Source organism: Vibrio sp. S234-5, from assembly GCF_000960595.1.
Taxonomy (GTDB): domain Bacteria; phylum Pseudomonadota; class Gammaproteobacteria; order Enterobacterales; family Vibrionaceae; genus Vibrio.
This window is the reverse complement of record NZ_JZAM01000033.1, coordinates 179,374-197,730: the sequence shown is the minus strand read 5'-3', so window position 1 is coordinate 197,730 and position 18,357 is coordinate 179,374. Positions and strand designations below refer to the sequence as shown.

Annotated in this window: 21 protein-coding genes and 2 pseudogenes; 10 read left to right on the top strand and 13 right to left on the bottom strand. The window is 50.2% G+C overall.

The annotated features are described in order from the left end of the window. Positions 1 to 64: 64 nt before the first annotated feature. The gene (locus tag UF06_RS00970) at positions 65 to 1,366 is read right to left on the bottom strand and encodes an alpha/beta fold hydrolase (protein ID WP_045568768.1); all 1,302 of its coding nucleotides are present in this window, start codon (positions 1,364 to 1,366) and stop codon (positions 65 to 67) included. Between the two features lie 212 nt (positions 1,367 to 1,578). Here UF06_RS00970 and UF06_RS00965 point away from each other — a divergent pair, with 212 nt between their 5' ends. Both UF06_RS00965 and UF06_RS00960 read left to right on the top strand, forming a co-directional pair. Further along, entirely contained in the window at positions 1,579 to 2,232 is a 654-nt protein-coding gene (locus UF06_RS00965) for an oxygen-insensitive NAD(P)H-dependent nitroreductase NfsB (protein ID WP_039428422.1), read from the top strand. 3 nt (positions 2,233 to 2,235) lie between these two features. Beyond that, the gene (locus UF06_RS00960; protein WP_045568767.1) at positions 2,236 to 2,526 is read left to right on the top strand and encodes a putative quinol monooxygenase; all 291 of its coding nucleotides are present in this window, start codon (positions 2,236 to 2,238) and stop codon (positions 2,524 to 2,526) included. Here the strand turns inward: UF06_RS00960 and UF06_RS00955 are convergent. Together UF06_RS00955 and UF06_RS00950 are read right to left on the bottom strand one after the other, a co-directional pair. Further along, positions 2,512 to 3,471 (bottom strand): LysR family transcriptional regulator, encoded by a 960-nt coding sequence (locus UF06_RS00955; RefSeq protein WP_045568766.1) that lies wholly within the window; start codon positions 3,469 to 3,471, stop codon positions 2,512 to 2,514. The genes UF06_RS00960 and UF06_RS00955 overlap by 15 nt on opposite strands. 88 nt (positions 3,472 to 3,559) lie before the next feature. Beyond that, positions 3,560 to 3,994, bottom strand: a complete 435-nt coding sequence (locus UF06_RS00950; protein WP_045568765.1) for a thioesterase family protein — start codon at positions 3,992 to 3,994, stop codon at positions 3,560 to 3,562. 195 nt (positions 3,995 to 4,189) lie between these two features. Between UF06_RS00950 and UF06_RS00945 the strand changes: the two genes are divergently transcribed. Further along, the gene (locus UF06_RS00945) at positions 4,190 to 4,954 is read left to right on the top strand and encodes a ferredoxin--NADP reductase (RefSeq protein ID WP_045568764.1); all 765 of its coding nucleotides are present in this window, start codon (positions 4,190 to 4,192) and stop codon (positions 4,952 to 4,954) included. A 91-nt stretch (positions 4,955 to 5,045) separates the two neighbouring features. On the opposite strand, the gene UF06_RS00940 is transcribed toward UF06_RS00945, so the two are convergent. The 3 genes from UF06_RS00940 to UF06_RS00930 form a co-directional block, all read right to left on the bottom strand. Continuing rightward, positions 5,046 to 5,678, bottom strand: a complete 633-nt coding sequence (locus UF06_RS00940; RefSeq protein WP_082069511.1) for a DUF2057 family protein — start codon at positions 5,676 to 5,678, stop codon at positions 5,046 to 5,048. A 126-nt stretch (positions 5,679 to 5,804) separates the two neighbouring features. Beyond that, complete coding sequence (locus UF06_RS00935; protein ID WP_045568763.1) at positions 5,805 to 6,329, bottom strand: DUF2799 domain-containing protein; 525 nt, start codon at positions 6,327 to 6,329, stop codon at positions 5,805 to 5,807. Between the two features lie 86 nt (positions 6,330 to 6,415). Further along, on the bottom strand, positions 6,416 to 7,318 hold the full coding sequence (locus UF06_RS00930) for a DMT family transporter (RefSeq protein WP_045568762.1): 903 nt from the start codon (positions 7,316 to 7,318) through the stop codon (positions 6,416 to 6,418). Positions 7,319 to 7,595: 277 nt separating this feature from the next. Between UF06_RS00930 and UF06_RS00925 the strand changes: the two genes are divergently transcribed. The 5 genes from UF06_RS00925 to nqrM all read left to right on the top strand — a co-directional run bounded on the left by UF06_RS00925 (position 7,596) and on the right by nqrM (position 9,442). Continuing rightward, positions 7,596 to 7,943, top strand: coding sequence for a GlpM family protein (locus UF06_RS00925; RefSeq protein ID WP_045568761.1), 348 nt, complete (start codon positions 7,596 to 7,598; stop codon positions 7,941 to 7,943). 198 nt (positions 7,944 to 8,141) lie between these two features. After that, positions 8,142 to 8,336, top strand: a complete 195-nt coding sequence (locus UF06_RS00920) for a hypothetical protein (protein WP_045568760.1) — start codon at positions 8,142 to 8,144, stop codon at positions 8,334 to 8,336. Between the two features lie 141 nt (positions 8,337 to 8,477). Beyond that, the gene (locus UF06_RS00915; RefSeq protein ID WP_045568796.1) at positions 8,478 to 8,762 is read left to right on the top strand and encodes a DUF134 domain-containing protein; all 285 of its coding nucleotides are present in this window, start codon (positions 8,478 to 8,480) and stop codon (positions 8,760 to 8,762) included. Then, positions 8,759 to 9,238, top strand: coding sequence for a NifB/NifX family molybdenum-iron cluster-binding protein (locus UF06_RS00910; RefSeq protein ID WP_052702482.1), 480 nt, complete (start codon positions 8,759 to 8,761; stop codon positions 9,236 to 9,238). The genes UF06_RS00915 and UF06_RS00910 overlap by 4 nt, the downstream gene beginning before the upstream one ends. A gap of 3 nt (positions 9,239 to 9,241) precedes the next feature. Continuing rightward, entirely contained in the window at positions 9,242 to 9,442 is a 201-nt protein-coding gene (gene nqrM, locus UF06_RS00905) for a (Na+)-NQR maturation NqrM (RefSeq protein ID WP_039441349.1), read from the top strand. Positions 9,443 to 9,479: 37 nt separating this feature from the next. Here the strand turns inward: nqrM and fusA are convergent, their stop codons facing one another. Beyond that, a complete protein-coding gene (gene fusA, locus UF06_RS00900; RefSeq protein WP_045568759.1) occupies positions 9,480 to 11,492 on the bottom strand; it encodes an elongation factor G in 2,013 nt (670 codons plus the stop codon). 312 nt (positions 11,493 to 11,804) lie between these two features. Further along, positions 11,805 to 13,034 carry an MFS transporter gene (locus UF06_RS00895; protein WP_045568758.1) on the bottom strand — a complete coding sequence of 410 codons (1,230 nt, stop codon included), beginning with the start codon at positions 13,032 to 13,034 and terminating at the stop codon, positions 11,805 to 11,807. 94 nt (positions 13,035 to 13,128) lie between these two features. Here UF06_RS00895 and soxR point away from each other — a divergent pair, with 94 nt between their 5' ends. Beyond that, complete coding sequence (gene soxR, locus UF06_RS00890; protein WP_045568757.1) at positions 13,129 to 13,578, top strand: redox-sensitive transcriptional activator SoxR; 450 nt, start codon at positions 13,129 to 13,131, stop codon at positions 13,576 to 13,578. Between the two features lie 10 nt (positions 13,579 to 13,588). Here soxR and UF06_RS00885 read toward each other — a convergent pair whose 3' ends face one another. The 5 genes and pseudogenes from UF06_RS00885 to UF06_RS00870 form a co-directional block, all read right to left on the bottom strand. Continuing rightward, positions 13,589 to 15,139 (bottom strand): cryptochrome/photolyase family protein, encoded by a 1,551-nt coding sequence (locus tag UF06_RS00885; RefSeq protein WP_045568756.1) that lies wholly within the window; start codon positions 15,137 to 15,139, stop codon positions 13,589 to 13,591. 106 nt (positions 15,140 to 15,245) lie between these two features. Further along, on the bottom strand, positions 15,246 to 15,815 hold the full coding sequence (locus UF06_RS00880) for a mechanosensitive ion channel family protein (protein ID WP_045568755.1): 570 nt from the start codon (positions 15,813 to 15,815) through the stop codon (positions 15,246 to 15,248). Positions 15,816 to 15,913: 98 nt separating this feature from the next. After that, positions 15,914 to 16,015, bottom strand: a pseudogene (locus tag UF06_RS23370) (AraC family transcriptional regulator); the annotation flags it as partial. An 11-nt stretch (positions 16,016 to 16,026) separates the two neighbouring features. Then, positions 16,027 to 16,275, bottom strand: a pseudogene (locus UF06_RS00875) (YbhB/YbcL family Raf kinase inhibitor-like protein); the annotation flags it as partial. 125 nt (positions 16,276 to 16,400) lie between these two features. Further along, positions 16,401 to 16,802 (bottom strand): NUDIX domain-containing protein, encoded by a 402-nt coding sequence (locus UF06_RS00870; protein ID WP_052702486.1) that lies wholly within the window; start codon positions 16,800 to 16,802, stop codon positions 16,401 to 16,403. Positions 16,803 to 17,200: 398 nt separating this feature from the next. Between UF06_RS00870 and UF06_RS00865 the strand changes: the two genes are divergently transcribed. Beyond that, complete coding sequence (locus tag UF06_RS00865) at positions 17,201 to 18,355, top strand: efflux RND transporter periplasmic adaptor subunit (RefSeq protein ID WP_045568754.1); 1,155 nt, start codon at positions 17,201 to 17,203, stop codon at positions 18,353 to 18,355. The last annotated feature ends 2 nt before the right edge of the window (positions 18,356 to 18,357 follow it).

Here is an 18,357-nt window from a genome sequence, read left to right as displayed (position 1 = left end):
GCAACAGCAACCGGGCACGATCGCGCGGTTGCTGTTTTTGCTAACTCACGGATGAGAGCGGCGCTTAGCGAGACACGCTCTGATTGGCCGCGATCTGCTCGCCCATGGCGATTAAGCGATCGAGGATGCGTTCACCGTCGGCACGTAAGCCGTTGTGTTCATACTCGTTGGTGATCCACGCTTTGGCGTTGGGCATCAGCGCTAAAGTTTCACGGCTGAAATCCATCTCCACAAACATATCATCGGCGTATACCGCGCAGCTTACCGGCACGCTGTTACGCTTGAGCTGTTCGGCATCATACAAGTCGTCCCAATCGGCTTTTTGTGCGAGGAGCTCGGCCGCTTGCTGAAGTGGTTTAAGATTGATGTATTGATCAAACATCCAAGGGAAGACCATTTCCCCTGTGAAGTAAAACGCTTGGCCCGGCTGATAGTCAAACACTTGCTGCGCTTGGCGCACGCGGTGCGCGCTCCAGTTTGACGCAAAACCCTGACAGTAAATCGACTCATGTAAAATGGCGTAGATTGGGTTGGTGTTAAACGACTGTTGTTCCAGCATCTGCTGCAAAAACTCATAGCGTAGCGCCGCTTTGCCGTTCAGGTTGATAAAGGCATTTTCCAGCAAATAGTAGGTCGCAAGGAAGGTGTCACTCATGCCAAAGTGAATGCCCGTTTGCTGGAACTGCTCGACGGTAAAACGCTGGCCGTTGGGCAAATATTCGTTATGTGTCAGCAGATGGTCGGCGATTTGCTGGCAGAGAGTTTGCGCTTGCGGAAATTGTTCGAAGAAGGCGCGGTTTTTGTCCATGGTGCGCTTAAACGTCGCCTGATAGACATCATCGGGGTGGCGCGAAATCGATGGCACTCCACCAGTGATGTAGCTGCGCAGTAGACTGTCTGGGAACAGTGATAGGTACGTGAGGGAACAAAAACCACCAAAACTCTGGCCTAAAATGGCCCACTTTTCGATGCCTAACTCACGGCGAATAAACTCGGCATCGCGCACTATGTTATCGGCGCGAAAATGTTGCAGATAATCGGCCTGTTGCTGCGCGCTGAGCTCGGCTAAGGTCTGATGGCTGATCACGCTGCTGTTGCCCGTGCCACGTTGGTCTAAAAGTAGTACGCGATACTGTTGCAATGCACGCTTGAGCCATCCGCTGTTGCCTGTTGGCCTTCCCGCCGCAAAGCCCGGTCCACCTTGAAAGTAAACGAGCCAAGGCTTTTCCTCATCACCAGTGCGGCGCACGGCGCGGGCAAAAATCTCAATCTCGCCTTTGCTTTGGTCTGCATAATCCAATGGTACGTTAAAATAGTGCGGGGTGAACGTCAGTCCTTCGTGGTGAAACGTCAGTGCGTGATGCATTTTTCTTTCCTTGTTCTGGGTTTAGCGGACGCAGTTTAACGGGTCTTGCCGCGTTTGTCTTAAATCCGACGGATGTAGAATAGTGGGAGTACTATTTTCAAAAAAAATTTGAAAAAGAAGTTAATCACTGGCGGTTTTTCAAATGGGTTCAGTCGGTTAGATTAGCCACACAAACGACATGAAGGACCACGGGTCCACTAATTGGAGAAAATATGAGTATTGTTCACGCCGCCAAATCCCGTTATTCCACCAAAGCATTTGATGCCAGCCGAAAAATTGCGCCAGAGAAAGTCGAAGAGATCAAAGAGCTACTGCGTATGAGTGCTTCGAGCGTTAACTCTCAGCCTTGGCACTTTATCGTCGCTAGCAGCGACGAGGGCAAAGCGCGCATTGCCAAAGCGACTCAAGGCGGTTTTGCTTTTAACGAGCGCAAAGTGCTGGATGCATCACACGTTGTGGTGTTTTGTGCCAAAACCAGCATTGATGAAAACTATCTACTGGATCTCCTTGAAAACGAAGATAAAGATGGACGTTTTGCCGATGAAGCGAGCAAAACTGGCATGCACAATGGTCGCTCCTTTTTCGTCAATTTGCACCGTTTTGATCTCAAAGATGCGCATCACTGGATGGAGAAACAAGTCTATCTGAATGTCGGTACTTTGCTGCTGGGTGCGTCTGCGATGGAGATTGACGCGGTGCCGATTGAAGGCTTTGATGCCAAAGTGCTCGATGAGGAGTTTGGTCTGCGTGATAAAGGGCTGACCAGTTTAGTGATTGTGCCGCTGGGCTATCATAGTGAAGCCGATTTTAATGCCAAACTACCGAAATCGCGCTGGCCAGCCGAAACGGTTTTTACCGAGATCTGAATCATGATTCATCTATTAGTGGAAATTAAAGCGCACGCTGAGCACATCGAACAAGTTCGCGGTTTACTCACAGCGCTGCTTGAACCGACGCGTCAGGAAGAGGGCTGCTGCCAGTATGAGCTTTTTGCCGACAGCCAAATCGAAGGCCTTTTTTTTATGCAAGAGATCTGGTGTTCGCAGCAAAGTCTTGATAGACACGTCGCCAGCGACCACTTTCAAGCCTTCAAGCAACAAGTGGACAGTGCCGATATTTTAGAATACCTGCACCTTCGTCCGCTCTCATTCGTGGCTTAGTTCTGTGTGGTTTAGCTGACAATGCTGCTCAATGGCTGCCAGTACCGCTTGACGTTGCTGGCAGCACTTATTTTGTACAAATTCTTGGAAAGTACGGATAAGTGGCGTGATTGCCCGCCGATCGGTACACATCATGTAAATCGGTACCACGCCGCCATCCCATTCAGGCAACACGCGCACCAATCGGCCGCTTAGAATATCTTGGCTAATATCCATCAGTGATTTATACGCGACGCCTTTGCCTTTTAATGCTTGGCGATGTGCTACTTCGCCGTCATTGGTGGTTGGATTGCCGCTGACGACCACACTTTCCGTTTCACCTTGACGATGCAACTGCCATTTGTTGTGCAGCGAACCAGAGAGCATGTAGCACAAGCAGTTGTGCTGAAGCAGGTCGCTAGGCTCGCGAAGCGGCGCATGAGAGCCGACGTACTCCGGTGACGCGCACAAAATGCGCTCATTGGACTTGCACAGCGGAATAGCAATTAAGCTCGAATCGGCTGGTTCGCCGTAGCGAATTGCGACATCGACGGGCTGGCTATACATGTCGGTAAGGCTGTCTGACAGGTCGAGTTTAACGGCTACCCGTGGGTGCAGTTCGATAAACTCATCAATCCACTCCAAGAGCATGTTGCGGCCAAAATCGGAAGGGGCGCTGACATAAAGCTGCCCGGCTAATTCGCCCCGAGCGCAGTTGATCTCATTTAAACCCTCTTCAATCAAGTTGAGTGCCGCACTGGTTTTTTGCAGGAAAAGCGTGCCATCCCCCGTAAGACGTAAGCTGCGCGTCGAGCGTACAAACAGCGGGAAATGGATCTGCTCTTCAAGGCGTTTAATTGCAGCGCTCACCGCGGCAGGAGTGAGATCAAGGCTGTTGGCCGCTTTTGAAAAACTGCCCTGACGAGCGGTTTCCACGAAAATGTTCAGATCGTTCAGTGCTTTCATCGGAGGGGTCGTGAGAGATAATTTTGCCCGACTATAGCCGATTTATCAGCAAAACGCCTCAGTCATAGAGCTGAGGCTGGTACGAACGTTAGCTAAGCGTGGGCTGCAAGGTGAGCATCGCATCTCTTAAGCGTTCTGATAGTGGCGCTTTGCACTGATTTTTAAAATCGAACATCACCACAGTAGCAATGCCTATGGTGGTGACCTTGCCCATGTTTTTACTCACGACCTGATATTCCATGGTAAAGCGATCTTCACCCACCTGCGTCACTCTGGAGCCGATGAGCAAGGTGTCGGGGTAGGTCACTGGAATGCGATAACGGCATTGAGTGTCACTTAATACGGGGCCAATCTGCGTCTTTTTCAGTTCATCCATCAGGTTGATTTGCGCAAAATACTCTAAACGCGCTGTTTCAAAGTAGCGGAAGTAGACAACATTGTTGACGTGCTGTAGCGCGTCCATTTCTCCCCACGCGACCTTAATCTCGGTGATAACCGGAAACTCTTCTAATAGTGAATGCATTGGCGCTCCTTTTCGTGATTCGTCTTACCATTTCGAGTTTTTATTCTAAATTGTATGCGACAATTATGTAATGATTAGATTAACAGAATGTAAAAATAAAAGATGTTTTGTGTTGAAATTGGTAAGGTGTAAGCTTTACTAAGACGCGAGAGCAACGTACCTTTTGCTTAAATGTGTGCGCAAGGAGAAGTAGCGATGACAGAACTGGCGGGTTTTAATCGAGCGGTTGTGGGCAAGCGTACAGATTGGACGGATGAGTTATTTAGTCTGCGTATCAACGGGGCCAATCTCGATTTCAAAGCAGGACAATTTACGAAACTGGCGTTGCCAGGGGAAAATGGTAAAGCGCTCAGTCGTGCTTACTCTTTGGTGAATGCACCCTCGGTCAATAGTGACTGGTTGGAATTTCTCATTGTCGCTAACCCAGAAGGGCAATTGACGCCGAAGCTGCAAGCGTTAAAACCCGGCGATGAGATCTACGTTGGGCAAACCGCGCACGGCGATCTCACGGCAGAAACGATTCCTAAATCAACTCAAGATCTCTGGTTGTTTGCCACCGGCACGGGCATCGGACCTTTTCTCTCTTTGCTTGACGACATCACTCAGCCTCCTCGCTGTGACCAGATTGTTTTGTTACATGCGGTTCGCTACGAGAAAGATCTCGTTTATCGCTACCTGATAGAACAGCTTGCTGAGCTCTACCAAGGACGCCTCAGATACGTGCCCGTGGTCTCGCGAGAGTCAAGTGCTGGCGCGCTGAAAGGGCGCATCCCTGACTTATTGCAATCGGGAGCGTTGTTTGACCATTTGCAGTGTACTCTCAGCTCTGAACGCAGTTTTGCCATGTTGTGCGGCAATCCTGAGATGATTAAAGAGACTACGGCGGTGTTGCAAAGTTTGGGGTTAGAAAAATATCGTCGTCAAACAGGCGGACACATCCTCTACGAGCGCTATTGGTAAGTGAGTCTGGTAAGTGAGTCAGCGAGGTGGATGTCGCTTGAAAAAACAAGAGCCCTGATAAAATCAGCGCTCTTGAGCAGGGTGGAGTCAATCACTGCTCATTAATAAAGGCCTTAAAGCGTGCTTTGGTTTCATCGTCGGCTTTTTCATACCAGAAATGCAGCATCTCTTCAGCGGCGCTTGAGGCTTGATGCCCTTCCACCACTGGCTTTAATGCGGCAACGGTGAGTGGGGCACCAATCGCGGCGATGCCGCCAGCGCGGTTGTAGTCTTCCACTTCACGATGAAAATCACGGCCAATTTGCAGCCCTTCCTTGATCAGCTTGTCTTCCGTTTTCTCTACCGTTTGGCCATCGGCATCGATCAACTGCCAGTCGAGCTGTTTGATCTCACTTTCAGCAACGCGATGATCGCGGTATTTCGGCATAAAAAAACTCAGTTCGCTGCCATTGGCGGTAAACTTTGCCACAATCACGTCACTTTCAACGCCGATGCGGTCATTGCCTTGGCTAAAAAACGGTTCGTAGCGGAATACGATCTGATTCTCGCCATCGGGCAGTGTGGCGGTTTTGCTGGTGGCAAAGAGGCTGCCTGAGAGTTTCGGTGTTTTCCCATTGGCGACGAGTAAAGTCACCTCGTCAGGTACCGTCAGTGTCACCTCGGCGGCGGCAAATCCGCTTAAACTCATCGATAAAAAGTATGTTAACGGTTTAATAAAATTCACTATTTCTATTCCTGAACAATCAGTTACGGCAAGTTTGAGAGTGCCCAGATCAACTGGGCTTTGCAACGGCCTGATGCGAAAAATTAGAGAAATTCACCAAATCTTCACACATTTGGCCGATAAGATTCAGAAAGAGAAATTGATGTTGTAAGAGGGCGATAATAGTAAGCTGCGTTCTCGAACTAAATCGCGCCGTTTGCTTTGCAGCACGTTGCGTTTCTGTTTATCTTGATCGGACTCTTTGAAACTGCTCAGTTGCCGATCGATGTCGTCAATTTGTCGGTCAATCTCCGCAATTCGCTGCTGAACGAGATACTCTTGCCGACCCAACTGGTAGTTACTGAGAAATTGTTCGCTCTCACAAACACCGTAGTATTCCCAGCCCTGTTTACCGACACGGTAACCGTTATCTGGCGAACAGTAGAGCACCGTGCCTTGCTTAAAGCCTTTGCGCCACAGGTCGCTGTCTGCTGCAACGCCCGCGTCTGCGCAATCTTTGCTGTAGCGCTGAATGATGCTGGGGTCGCTACCGTTTTGCCCATCGCGATAGCCGATTTGTTGCCAGTTGGCGACACGGCACTCGTCTGGGCTCATGGTTGTACAGGCCGACAAAAACATTGTGAAGGTAGCGTAGGTAAGGATTCGATTCATCAGAAATTGCCATCGTAAATGAAGAGGCAATAATTTTAATTGAATAGTGTTCAATTGCAATCTTGACTGACAAATCCATACATAAACTACATGGCTCCTGCTTTGGGGGTTGGTGGTTTCAGCGCGGCTTTGAGTGAGAATCCGGTGACCAGCGTAGTGCCGCTCAGCACTAACACGGTTCCCGCCACGGTATTTAAACCAATTGGTTCGCCGAGCACCAGATAGCCCCAAAAAATACCAAAGGCAGGGATAAGAAATGTCACCGACAACGCAGAAGCAGGGCCGATTTCCGCAATCAGGCGAAAGTACATCAGATAGGCAACACCGGTACACAACACACCGAGGGCGGTAACCGAAAGCATCTCAAAGGAGCTCGGCATATCACGCATTGGTGCAAACGGCAGCAGAGGAAGCACCAATAGCACCGCCATCCACATACTACCGTGCGCGTTATCAAACGCGGCAATTTGCGGGGCGTTTTTGGTGTAATTGGTGGCGATTCCGTAGCAAAACGCGGCAGAGACGGCGGCGATAATTGGTAAGATCGCTTGCTGACCGATTTGCAGCGCATCCCAGCCAACTAACACGACGACGCCGCTAATGCCGAGTAGCAAACCCAATACCCCTTTGGCTGAGATTGGGGTGCGGTACCAAAGGTAACTGATGATTACCCCCCAAATGACAGCCGTGGAGTTGAGCACCGCCAATGTCGAGGCGTTAAGGGTTTGCGCAGCGTAAGCGAAACAAAGAAAGGGCAAGGCGGTATTAAACAGGCCAATCATCAAAAAATGTTTCGGATGGCGCAACAAAGGCGCGAGATTCTTTTTCAAATAAAGAGCAACCACTAGCAGGCTCAGTGCGGCGAACAGTACTCGAAATTCAATCAGATACGCAGGCCCAAAACTGTGCGCTGCGATACGCATGAAGAGAAAAGAGCTGCCCCAAATGGCAGCAAGACAGAGTAAGCGAAAAAAACTGGCAGCAGACATGGTTGTGACTTCTTTGTTGGAGGATTGTATATGCCCTGTGATAAACGCTGCGATTATACGCCACGGCAGCGAATAAGCGATGAAGAAGATGTGCTTTCGCCACCCATTTGGCATTTTGTGGCGCGCGTTGCGGATAGCGCAGCGTCGCGACTGGGCGCTTGTCTGAAACCGATTTGAGCTGAATTCTCATGCGGTGAGAATTTCCCGTGATTGTAACTGGCTTCTTGGGCGCGATCTTTTACGATTTGCGCACATTTTAAGCGAGAGGTTAAGGCCAGTGCTCAGCCTGTTTTTTAAGTCATTGTTAGGGGCGGCAGCGGTGCTTCTCATTGCGCTGCTGTCCAAAAGTAAGAGCTTTTACATTGCGGGGTTAGTACCGCTGTTTCCCACCTTTGCGCTGATTGCTCACTTCATTATTGGTAGTGAGCGTAGCATGGAGGATTTACGTCAAGCCGCCTTATTTGGTCTGTGGTCACTGCTGCCGTACGCGGCTTATTTGCTGGCGGTTTATTATCTCAGCTACCGTTTTTCGCTGCTGGCGACTTTATTTGGCGCGACCTTGATTTGGCTACTTTGCGCTATGGTGCTGATTGTTGGCTGGACAAAGCTAACCGTGGCCGTTTGAGCTGTGCGATTGATGTGCTGGATCACAATTTTGTCATATCGAATCCCGCTTACTTTACCTCTTGTCACTGCTTTCTATTGATTTGCTAGAAGATTAGCGAAATTGGCTGCAAAACCACCCTTTTGTTGCCGTTGACAGCCTAGCCAGCTTTACTACGCTTAAGGCTGGTTTTTACGGTCAGTCAGCAAGGAGAACAGAATGGCTACATTCAAGCAGGATATTCCGCATCGTGTCACTGTCTATCATGACAATCACGAGCAGGAGCATGAGTTAAAGAACGCGATGCTCCCAGAAAAACCACGTTACTTTAATGGTGCGCCAACCTACAAAGCGGAAAGCCTCGCTGAATTTGAAGAAAAAATTCGCCAGATGAACTTGTCGTTCGACAAATAGACGTTCACCTGAGTGCCATCCTATAAAGCCGCATCATGCGGCTTTTGTTTTTCGTGCAATCTTACATTGAGCTTTTTGTTATTGGCATATGCCAATAACATGGTTTACCTTTTCGTTATCGATTTGCTTTTTGGAAACACCATGCCCAGACCAAGAAAACCACGCCATATCGGCTGCCGACCACCCGCCAGTTGTTTTAAGCCTAACGGCATTCCGACATCGAACTTACAGGCAGAAACGCTTGATGCCGATGAGCTGGAAGCGCTGCGTTTGGCCGATCTTCTGCAAATGAATCAGATCGATGCTGCGCAGAGTATGGGGGTTTCCCGACAGACGTTTGGCAACATCGTCAAATGTGCGCGTCACAAAGTCGCGCTCTGTTTGGTGCAAGGCAAAATGTTGAAATTCTCACTGGAGGAAGAATGATGATCATCGCAGTCCCCGTTAACGATCAAAATGTCGCGAACCATTTCACCAAAGCGCAGCGCTTTGCTTTGCTTGATGATCGCGGCAATGTTCTAAACTATTTAGATAATCCGGCGCTAAGCAGTGAAGGTTGTCACGGAAAAAAACGCTTGATTGCACAATTGCTCGCTGCCAAGGTCAACAAGGTGATGGTAAAAAACATCGGGCAGAAATCGCTGGCGAAATTGCTGGCTGGGAATGTGTTGGTCGAGCGTGTAGCCGGGCGCAACTCTCTTGCTACCGTGTTGAGCGCTGGAGCCATGCCGCTGACTGAGGCGAGCCAAGGACGTGAGTGTCGCACTGGTTCGAAAAGTCATTGTTGTGGCTCGCGCCGAGAGCGCGCTCGTGGTTTGATCGCAACACCAGATACTGCGGCGGCGATCTCGCCCATCAGGGGCTTTCAAGTCAAAGGGCTGCGCAGGCTGTTTAAGGAGTAAATCATGACCACTTTGTTGTACGCATTTGCTTTTTTCCTCATTGTCATCGCGTTGATGGCGATTGGCGTAATGTTTAAGCGCAAAGCGATCCAAGGCAGCTGTGGCGGGTTAAACCAGGTCGGTGTCGATAAAGTGTGCAATTGCGAAACCACCTGCTCCGAGCACAAACTGTATCAGATCGCGGAACCGCAAGAGAAAAAATAAGGGAGCGCAAGGCTCCCTGTAGCTTGGCCGCGAGAGTTTAGGCGCTTTCACACACTTTTCTCTGTACCGAAGGAGGCGCGGGCTCATAATGGCTGAGCGTCATTTGGAATGTGCCTTCACCACCTGTCATTGCTCTGAGTTTGTGCGCGTAATCTTGCAGCTCATTGAGCGGCGACTTGCTGCGAATCAGTGAGAAGTGGTTTGTTTGTGGCTCTGTGCCCTCAATCAAACCGCGATTGGCAGACAAATCGCCAGTGACATCGCCGACGCTGGTCGTGGGGATCACCAGATCCATTTGCACAATCGGCTCTAGCACAATCGGCCCGGCGTTTTCCACCGCATTGAGGAAGGCTTTTTTCCCCGCAATTACAAAAGCGATCTCTTTGGAATCCACCGAATGGAATTTGCCATCGTGAACGGTCACTTCAATGTCGCGAATTGGGTTGCCGGAAATCGCCCCTTCTTCTAGCGCTTGCAGAATGCCTTTTTCAACCGCAGGAATGAGTGATGTGGGGATGGCGCCGCCGACGACTTTGTTGACAAACTTAAAGCCCTCGCCGCGCTCAAGCGGTCTAACACGCAAGTGCACCTCACCAAATTGCCCCGCGCCACCGCTTTGCTTTTTATGCCGATACTGGCCATCGGCGGTTTGGGTGATGGTTTCGAAATATTCCACACTCGGCTGCTCGGTCTCCACCTCCAGCTTGTAGACGCTGGCCATTTTTTCCAGCGCGATCTTGAGATGAAATTCACCTTGGCCGCTTAAAATGGTCTCATTGCTGCGGGCGCGGTGTTCCAGTCGCAGTGACGGATCTTCGCTGACGATGCGCTTTAACACGTCGCCCAGTTTTTGTTCATCGCCGCGTTTTATGGGTTTGAGGCTTAGGCTGTACATTGGCTGTGGGAATTGTAACGTTTTCAGAGAGATACCATCTTCGTCATGGGAGTCGTGCACAATTGAATCAAATTCAAGTTCGTCGACTTTGGCGAGCACGCAAAAATCGCCTGCGAGGGCACGTGAAATTTCACTGCGCTGCTTGCCTTGTAACTGATAGAGATGGCCGACTTTAAACGCTTTATTGCTCGCGCCGATATAGAGTTGACTGCCGGCGTTGATCTCTCCTTGAAACACGCGTAGATAGGCCAGTTTACCCATGTAGGGATCAACGCTGATTTTGTACACATGCGCCACGCTGTGCTCCAGTGTCTCGCAGTTGACGCGGATACGTTTGCCGTTTTTCTCCAGCAACGGCGGGTTGCCCTCATTGGGCATCGGCATCAATTCGCACAGGGTTTGCAGCAGCAGTTCAATGCCTGCGCCCGTTTCGGCACAGGCAAAACAGATCGGGATAACATGGCCAGTACGCAGCGCTTCTTCAAACGGGTCATGCAGCTGTTGCGCTGTGAGCTCAGAGCCTTGTTCCAGATAAAGCGCCATCAAATCCTCATCCACTTCCACCACTTGATCCACTAAGGTTTCATGAGTTGTCTCGACATCTGAAATCAGTGTTGGTGTTTGATATTGCGGGGTGAAAAAACAGTCGACTACTTGGCTGCCATCGGCAGAGGGAAGGTTGATAGGCAGGCAATGGCTACCAAAATGTTCTTCAATTTGACGCAGCAGACGGCTGAGCGCTTTGTCGTTGTGGTCGATTTTATTGATGATGATCATCTGGCATTTTTTCCGCTCACTCGCGAACTCAAATAACCGATCGGAGATTTGAGTCAGCGGTGTGTGCGGATCCAACACCAGCGCAGTAGCCTCGACGGCCGGAAAGACGCTGAGCGTGCGCCCCAGCAGCTCGCCTTGTCCGGGGGTGTCGATAATATTAAGACGGTGATTTTGCCAGCGCAGTGCCACCGGAGTCGCTTCAATACTGTGCTGATATTGGATTGATTGAGCATCAAAGTCGGTGACGGTATCGCCTTTCTCGACGCTGCCTAAGTGCGTGGTAGCGTCACAGGTAAACAGCAGTTTTTCGATGAGCGTGGTTTTGCCGCTGCCCGTTTGGCCGATGAAAGCGATGTTGCGGATTTGGTTGATAGGCATAAGAGCTCCTTGCAATGAATGGAAGAGACGTAACATCCTGAGCGGGCGGGGTTACCGCCTGCCCGTCTTCCAAGTCATTTTGCGCAGATCTCCATACATAGGCTGTCTCGACACGACATGAATACCAGCAAGAGTGTGTACCCATCGCCTCAAATTTTATGTGATTCAATTCATACTGAGCGACATCCACCCAGACGCGCACGACAACTTGCTCAACTTGTCACACCGATCAACCTTTCGCTTGCGCCGAAATGCACATACTGCTTAGTTGCTGGCTTGTTGCGCGACTGGGTTGACCGCCATGGAATCGGTCTAAATGACGGAGCGTTCCGGTGCGTTGGTTATCAACATGGCGTGAGCGTTTCGGCGCAGCAGCCAAATCACCAGTGTTGCCACCGCTAGTACCAAGGCCGCAATGGCAAAGCCGCTTTGGGTCGATTGATAGTGGTTGAGCATGGCAATCAACACGTAACTCAAACTTTGCACTAAGGTGGAGAACATGCCTATACCCCCATCCACCCGACCGCGCTGCTCAATTGGGATGGTGTGGTGCATCCAATTGATACGAGCGATTCGGTTTGACGCATTGAAGAAACCAAAACCAGCTGTAAAGAGCAGAATGAATGCGGGTGAAGCGGAAAAACTCATCCCAACCAGCGCTAAAGCGGCAGCGCCAAGTGAATATTGGATGATGGACAACGGGCTGGTTAAAGCCAAAATGCGGCTGACCAACAAGCCCGTAATAAGGGAGCCTAAGCCAAAAGCGATGTTGTATCCTGCAAACCAGTCACCGGAGATCTGTTGTTCAGCAAACCAAATCGGTACGAGTTTGCTAAGAAACGTCAGCACCGGATACGAGAGGCACGAGAGCAAAATGATGGCGTAAAAGCGTGGGCTGGCCGAGAAAATGGTTTTACTCTCAGCCATTTGTGTCCAAAACCGACTTGGTTGATGCAAACGTAATTGACGTCGGTAAGGCGTGAAGCAATAACTGAGCGTGGCAAGCGCCGAAGCGATGGCCGCAAACAGTGCAAATTCCACCACTCCCCAGTATTCCAGTAACACGACACCAAGCGCCCCTGCGCCTAACGTGGTGCCCTGCATCACCACTTCTTGTTGGCCTGAAATGGCCGCGTATTCGTGGGCGTCGTAGTTTTCTTGGGTAAAAGCGTTGTTGGTGCTCCACGCGAGGTTGCTCGAAACCCAGAAGATCAATTGCGCGAGGGCGAGTAGCAGGTGAGAGCCCAAATCGAACAGGTACGCGAGCGCAACCAAAGCGGCAGTGCTGGCTTGAAGCACCTGATTGAACACTAGGATCTGCTTGCGCGAGTGGCGGTCAACCAGAGTGGAAAAAAACGGGGTGAGTACAAAGGAGATGGCGGTACAGGCCAGTGCCGTCATCGCCACAAAGGAGCCCATATCGGGCGTTTGCAGCATGATCCACGGCAGTGCCATCATAAAAAGACCGGAAGAGATCCCATCAAAAAAACGTCCGGATAAGTAAGGCAAGGTGCGGTTTTGCGTTCCAGTTCTCAAGTTCATGTTTTTTCTCCATCTAGATAACCAACTTGCGGTTACTCTAGAAGCTCAACTTAACTTGAGGTAAAGCACTTTTTATCGCCAAAGGAGAAATAAGATGGAAATGAGTGTCGGCGACGTGGCAAAACGTGCCGGAGTCAAAGTCTCTGCATTGCATTTTTATGAGCAAAAAGGGTTGATCAGCAGTTGGCGCAATGCGGGCAATCAGCGCCGATATCATCGCAGTGTTTTACGCCGCATCGCAGTGATTAAAGCGGCGCAGCAGGTGGGTTTATCGCTGGAAGAAATCGCTGAAGCGCTGGCTGAGTTGCCCAAACACCAAGCGCCAACCAAGCAGCAGTGGGAAGTGATGGCAACCAGTTGGCATGACAAGTTAGAACTGCGCATCGCCCAGTTGAAAGCTCTGCAACAGGAACTCGGTGGGTGTATTGGCTGCGGCTGCCTATCGTTGGAAAGCTGCAATTTACGCAATCCGAAAGATGAAAAAGCAGCCCAGCATTGCGGAGAAAGCCTACTGACCAATCCGAAAGATGAAGATTTTCAGTAAAAAGCGTGCTCTACAAGCTCTCTAGATGGATCAAATAGTGCTTAGCCGTTTCCAGTATTGCTTGCTGTTCATGTTCGGGCTTGGTTAACCAGTTACGATACACCATGCCAAGGCGAGGGTGCTGGCTAAACAGTGCATCATGTTGGTGAACGAAGTGCCAATAGAGGCTGTTGAATGGGCAAGAACCGGGGCCGCTGCGCTGTTTCACCTGATAGTGGCACTTTTTGCAATAGTCACTCATCTTGTCGATGTATGCGCCGCTAGCAGTGTAGGGCTTAGTACCGACAATCCCGCCATCGGCAAACAGCGCCATGCCGCGGGTATTGGGCATTTCTACCCACTCTAATGCGTCGATGTAGACGCCGAGATACCACGCATCCACTTCATCGGGATGGCATTGGCTAAGCAGCGCAAAATTGCCAATCACCATCAAGCGTTGAATATGGTGCGCGTAGGCGTATTGCAGCGATTGCGTCAGTGCGTGTTGCAGGCAGCGCATTTTGGTTTTGCCTGTCCAGAAATAACTCGGTAGCGGGCGTGAAGCTTGCCAGTAATTGAGCGTCGCGTAGTGCGGCATATTGCTCCAGTAAACCCCGCGCACGTACTCGCGCCAGCCAAGGATCTGGCGAACAAAGCCTTCAATCTGCGCGATGTCGATGGCCCCTTTAGCTTGATGATAAGTGCGAATGGCCGCGTCAATCACCTCTCGGGGCGAGAGTATTTTGCTGTTGATGGCAAAGGAGAGTCGACTGTGGTAAAGGCTCCACTGGCTCTCATGCTCGCCCGTCATCGCATCCTGAAAATGGCCGAATCTTGGCAGACAGACTTGGCAAAAATGGGCCAGCAAGGTGAGCGACTGGGCGCGGTTGATTGGCCAGAGCAGCCACGCGTCGGCTTGGCCAAAATGGTCGACCTGATGTTTTTCGAGCAGCGATAAAATCGGCCGAACGTCGTTGCGAAACTCAAGCGGTTTGGGCAGCTCAGCAATGTCTTTGGCGCTTAGTTTACGGCGATTTTTGCTGTCGTAATTCCATTTTCCGCCTTCGGGCTTTCCCTCCGTATCGAGCAAAATGTCGCTTTGCTTGCGCATCTGACGATAGAAATGCTCCATCAGTCGATGTTGACCGGGCTTAAAATGGCTTGAAATATCGCTAAACGGCAGCAAAAAGTGTTCGCTATCGACGCAGTGAATGCTCTCTACCGGCAAAGCTAATGCAGCGAGCTGTTGATGCAGGCGGTACTCGTCTGGCTGCTGATATTCAAAATGGCGAATGGAGTGCGAATCACAAAGAGCATGTAAGAGCGCAGGCAGTTCGGCGTAAGCCGCCGATTCATCAAGAGTGAAATAGCAGACGTGGTGGCCAGCCTGTCGCAGCTCTTGCGCGAAGGCGCGCATCGCCGCGAAAAAGGCGCAGATTTTTTGCACGTGATGCTTCACGTAGCCCGTTTCCTGAGCAAGCTCAGCCATCACGTATAAAGTGTTTTCATTGGGCTGCTGAAACCAGGAGTGTTCTCGATTGAGTTGATCACCCAAAATCAGGCGTAGCGTGTCAAATTTCATCGGCCGTGCGTCTCGGTTTTTAGCCTGCTTGTACGCGCTCTAATTGGCAGAAGATCACTCGCTGCCACGCGGGCATTTTTCCCCGCGATGGCTGGATGAGCGAAAACTATTTACCAATACGAGTATAGAGACGGGATTTGCTTTTGGCTTTGGCAGGCGCCTCAGACAATTTGAGCACCCCTTTTTGTAAAATCAGGTTATTCGGGTAGGTGATGACGGTGCCCGATTCATGCTGGATCAACACATGGAACATGGTGATATCAATGATTTTGCCCCGCACATCTTCATCTTTTTCCACCACTTTAATCAAATCGCCAACGCGATAAGGAAAAACGAAAAAGATCAGAAAACTGGCGGTGATGTTGCTGAGGATCGACCACTGCGCCACCAAGGCCACGCCAAGCACGGCGAAAATTGAAGAGAGAAACAGCGACACATCGCCATATCCGACGCCGGTGGCGATAAGATACAGCGAGGCAAAAACGAACAGCAAGGCGATATTGACGCTGCGCAGAATGAATGCGGTGCGTGAAGCATGCGCCTGTTTGGTGTTGGCGAGCGCGACAATCGTTTTGCCCATCAGGTGCTTGAACAGGCGATAGATGAGATACATCACCACGGCCAATATCACTTTATGTATCAGGGATTCTGAGACGTTGAGGTCAAATATCTGCATGGTTTTCTTTAACTTAGTTTGGGTATACAGGAAGCGTGATCATTAACCCAATCCAGTTGAACTGTCTAGTGCCAAGCGCAGTGGCCGCAGTGGGACGGCTAACTTGGCAGCGTTTTGAGGTATTCACGCGGCGTGAGACCAAAACGCTGACGAAAGCGTTGGGTGAAACGTTCGGTGGATTGATAACCACACATGAGAGCCGGTGCCACTAGCCACTGCCCGTTGGTGCGTCGGGATCGTAGGCAGTGATGGCGAAGCTTTTGATCCCTTCTGGAACGTTTTGCCAGCTCAATTGCGGTGACAGGTTATCGCCTTGGCAACCAAATCCGGCGTATTCGAAACTGCGGTGCATCTTGTGCCCTTCTGCAATATCTTGGCTGGTTAAGGTAAAGTTTGCCGCTACGGCAGTGGCTGAACAGAATGCGCTGATTACTAGAGCGATGTTAAATAACGTTTTCATAATGGTGTTCTCCCTGAATGATGGATAACGCCATTCTAGGTCATCCTAGGGAGTTTATTTTGCCAGAAAGTTTCAAATTTGGCAGCTTGGCTGGTCATTTTGAGACTTTCTGTTGTCTCGGGTGGTTATTGAAATAGTCCATGTTGCTGCAAGCGGATTAACTCTTTCAGCGCGGTCTTGTCAGCTACGGTGTCGGCGGCTTGGTTATGCAGAGGGCTCCAAAATACCGATTCGGCCTCATGGCAGCTCAGCTCTCCTTGCCAGCCGCGCACCACATAGTAATGCAGCAGTTGCAGCTCAGAGGTCGGATGGTAGAGGCTGCAGAGATAATCGGCTTGCGTAACCGCGACGCCCAGCTCTTCGGTGATTTCACGCTCAAGTGTCTCGATTTGGCTTTCGCCCGCTTCCATATGTCCGCCGGGAATGGCAACCATGTTTGGATCGCAAGCTTTCTCTTTGGCGCGTTTCTCAAGCAAAATTTGATTATCTTTCAAAAGGATAAAGGATACGCATGGGTGAACTTGCATGTTGAAGCCTCTCAGGTTTATTCGGTTGTCCAGCATGACCAGACCGTAGAGCATAGTATTGCATCGCAGCTTGAGCCGTGAACAGATAAATGTGGTGAATTTTACTTAATTCTGGTCAATTTCACTGTTATGACGTTGAGATATTGTCGTGGTGTATTTACAACTATATGTAAAATATCGTTTTATTATATGGCACTCTACTTGCTGACAAAGCGCCTATCGGTTGGGGCAATATTTTTTACAGTGTTTTTTATTGATTGGGGATATAAATTATCGATCCTTGGTCTGAGCTTTATGAAAAATATTGATAGTTTGCGTGAGAACTGTTCGCGAAACATTGATTGAGCAGATTCAGGTCGAAATCACGCTGGAAGCGTACATTACAATAAAGGATGCATATGTTACACAAATCCGTTCGTTGGCTAGTCCCAGTCGCTCTGCTGGGTAGCTCCTATCTTGGTTATCAGGCTATCGCGGCACATGGGCCGGAAGTTGAAGAGAAAAAAGTCGAGTCAAAGCAACCGACGGTTGAAGTCGCCGGTCTGTTTCCCACCAATCATCGCGTGCTCATTACCAGCCATGGAGAGTTAGTGCCGTTTGAAGTTACCCGTCTCTCGGCACAAGTGTCGGGTGAGGTGACCTCGTGGCATGCGAACTTTGTCAGCGGTGGCATCGTCAAGCGGGGCGAAGTGCTGTTCATCATCGAAAGTGACAACTACGAAGCCGCCGTGTTGCAAGCCGAAGCAGCACTGGCTAGCGCACAGGCCACGCTGATTGAAGAGCGAGCCAAAGCGAAAGTTGCAGAGAAGCAAGCAAGTAAACTGAGTGACAAGCAAGTTTCCGACCTCTACTTGCGCAAACCGCAACTGCTCAGTGCTGAAGCGCAGGTGAAATCCGCGCAGGCGGCACTAAAACGCGCCAAGCGCGATCTGCAAAACTGCAAAGTGATTGCGCCATACGACGCGTTAGTCGTGTCACGTAACTTAGGTGTCGGCCAGTTTATTTCGGCGGGCAGTGAGGTCGCGGTACTTAACAATATCGAAGCTGGCGAAATCCACTTACCGATTGCGGGGTTCGACAGTGCCTTTTTGCCGGAGAAGCTCTCTGATCTAAACGCTTTGGTGACGTTGGATGGTATTCAAAAAACGCAGCGCGAAGGCAAGGTAGTGCGCGATCAAGGTTTGATCGATTCAGCTACGCGGATGACCAATGTGGTGGTGCGCATTAGCGATCCCTACGGGATTAACAATAAGCAGCCAGCGATCAAATTTGGCTCTTACGTTGAAGTGAACTTTGCTGGTAAAGAGCTCAAGCATATTTACCGCTTGCCTCAAGAGTTGGTCAACAACCGAACGGTTTGGGTGGTTAATGAAAACAATGAGCTGCAACCAAGAACAGTCAATGTATTGCGCGCTGAAGGGGAGTTCATGCTCATCGCCGAAGGCATTGAACAGAGTGACCAACTGGTGTTGACTGTGCCTGAATATCCGCAAAAAGGCATGACGGTAAAGTTATTGTCCGCTGAGGCCAACAGCAACGACAAGCAAGGTTAAAA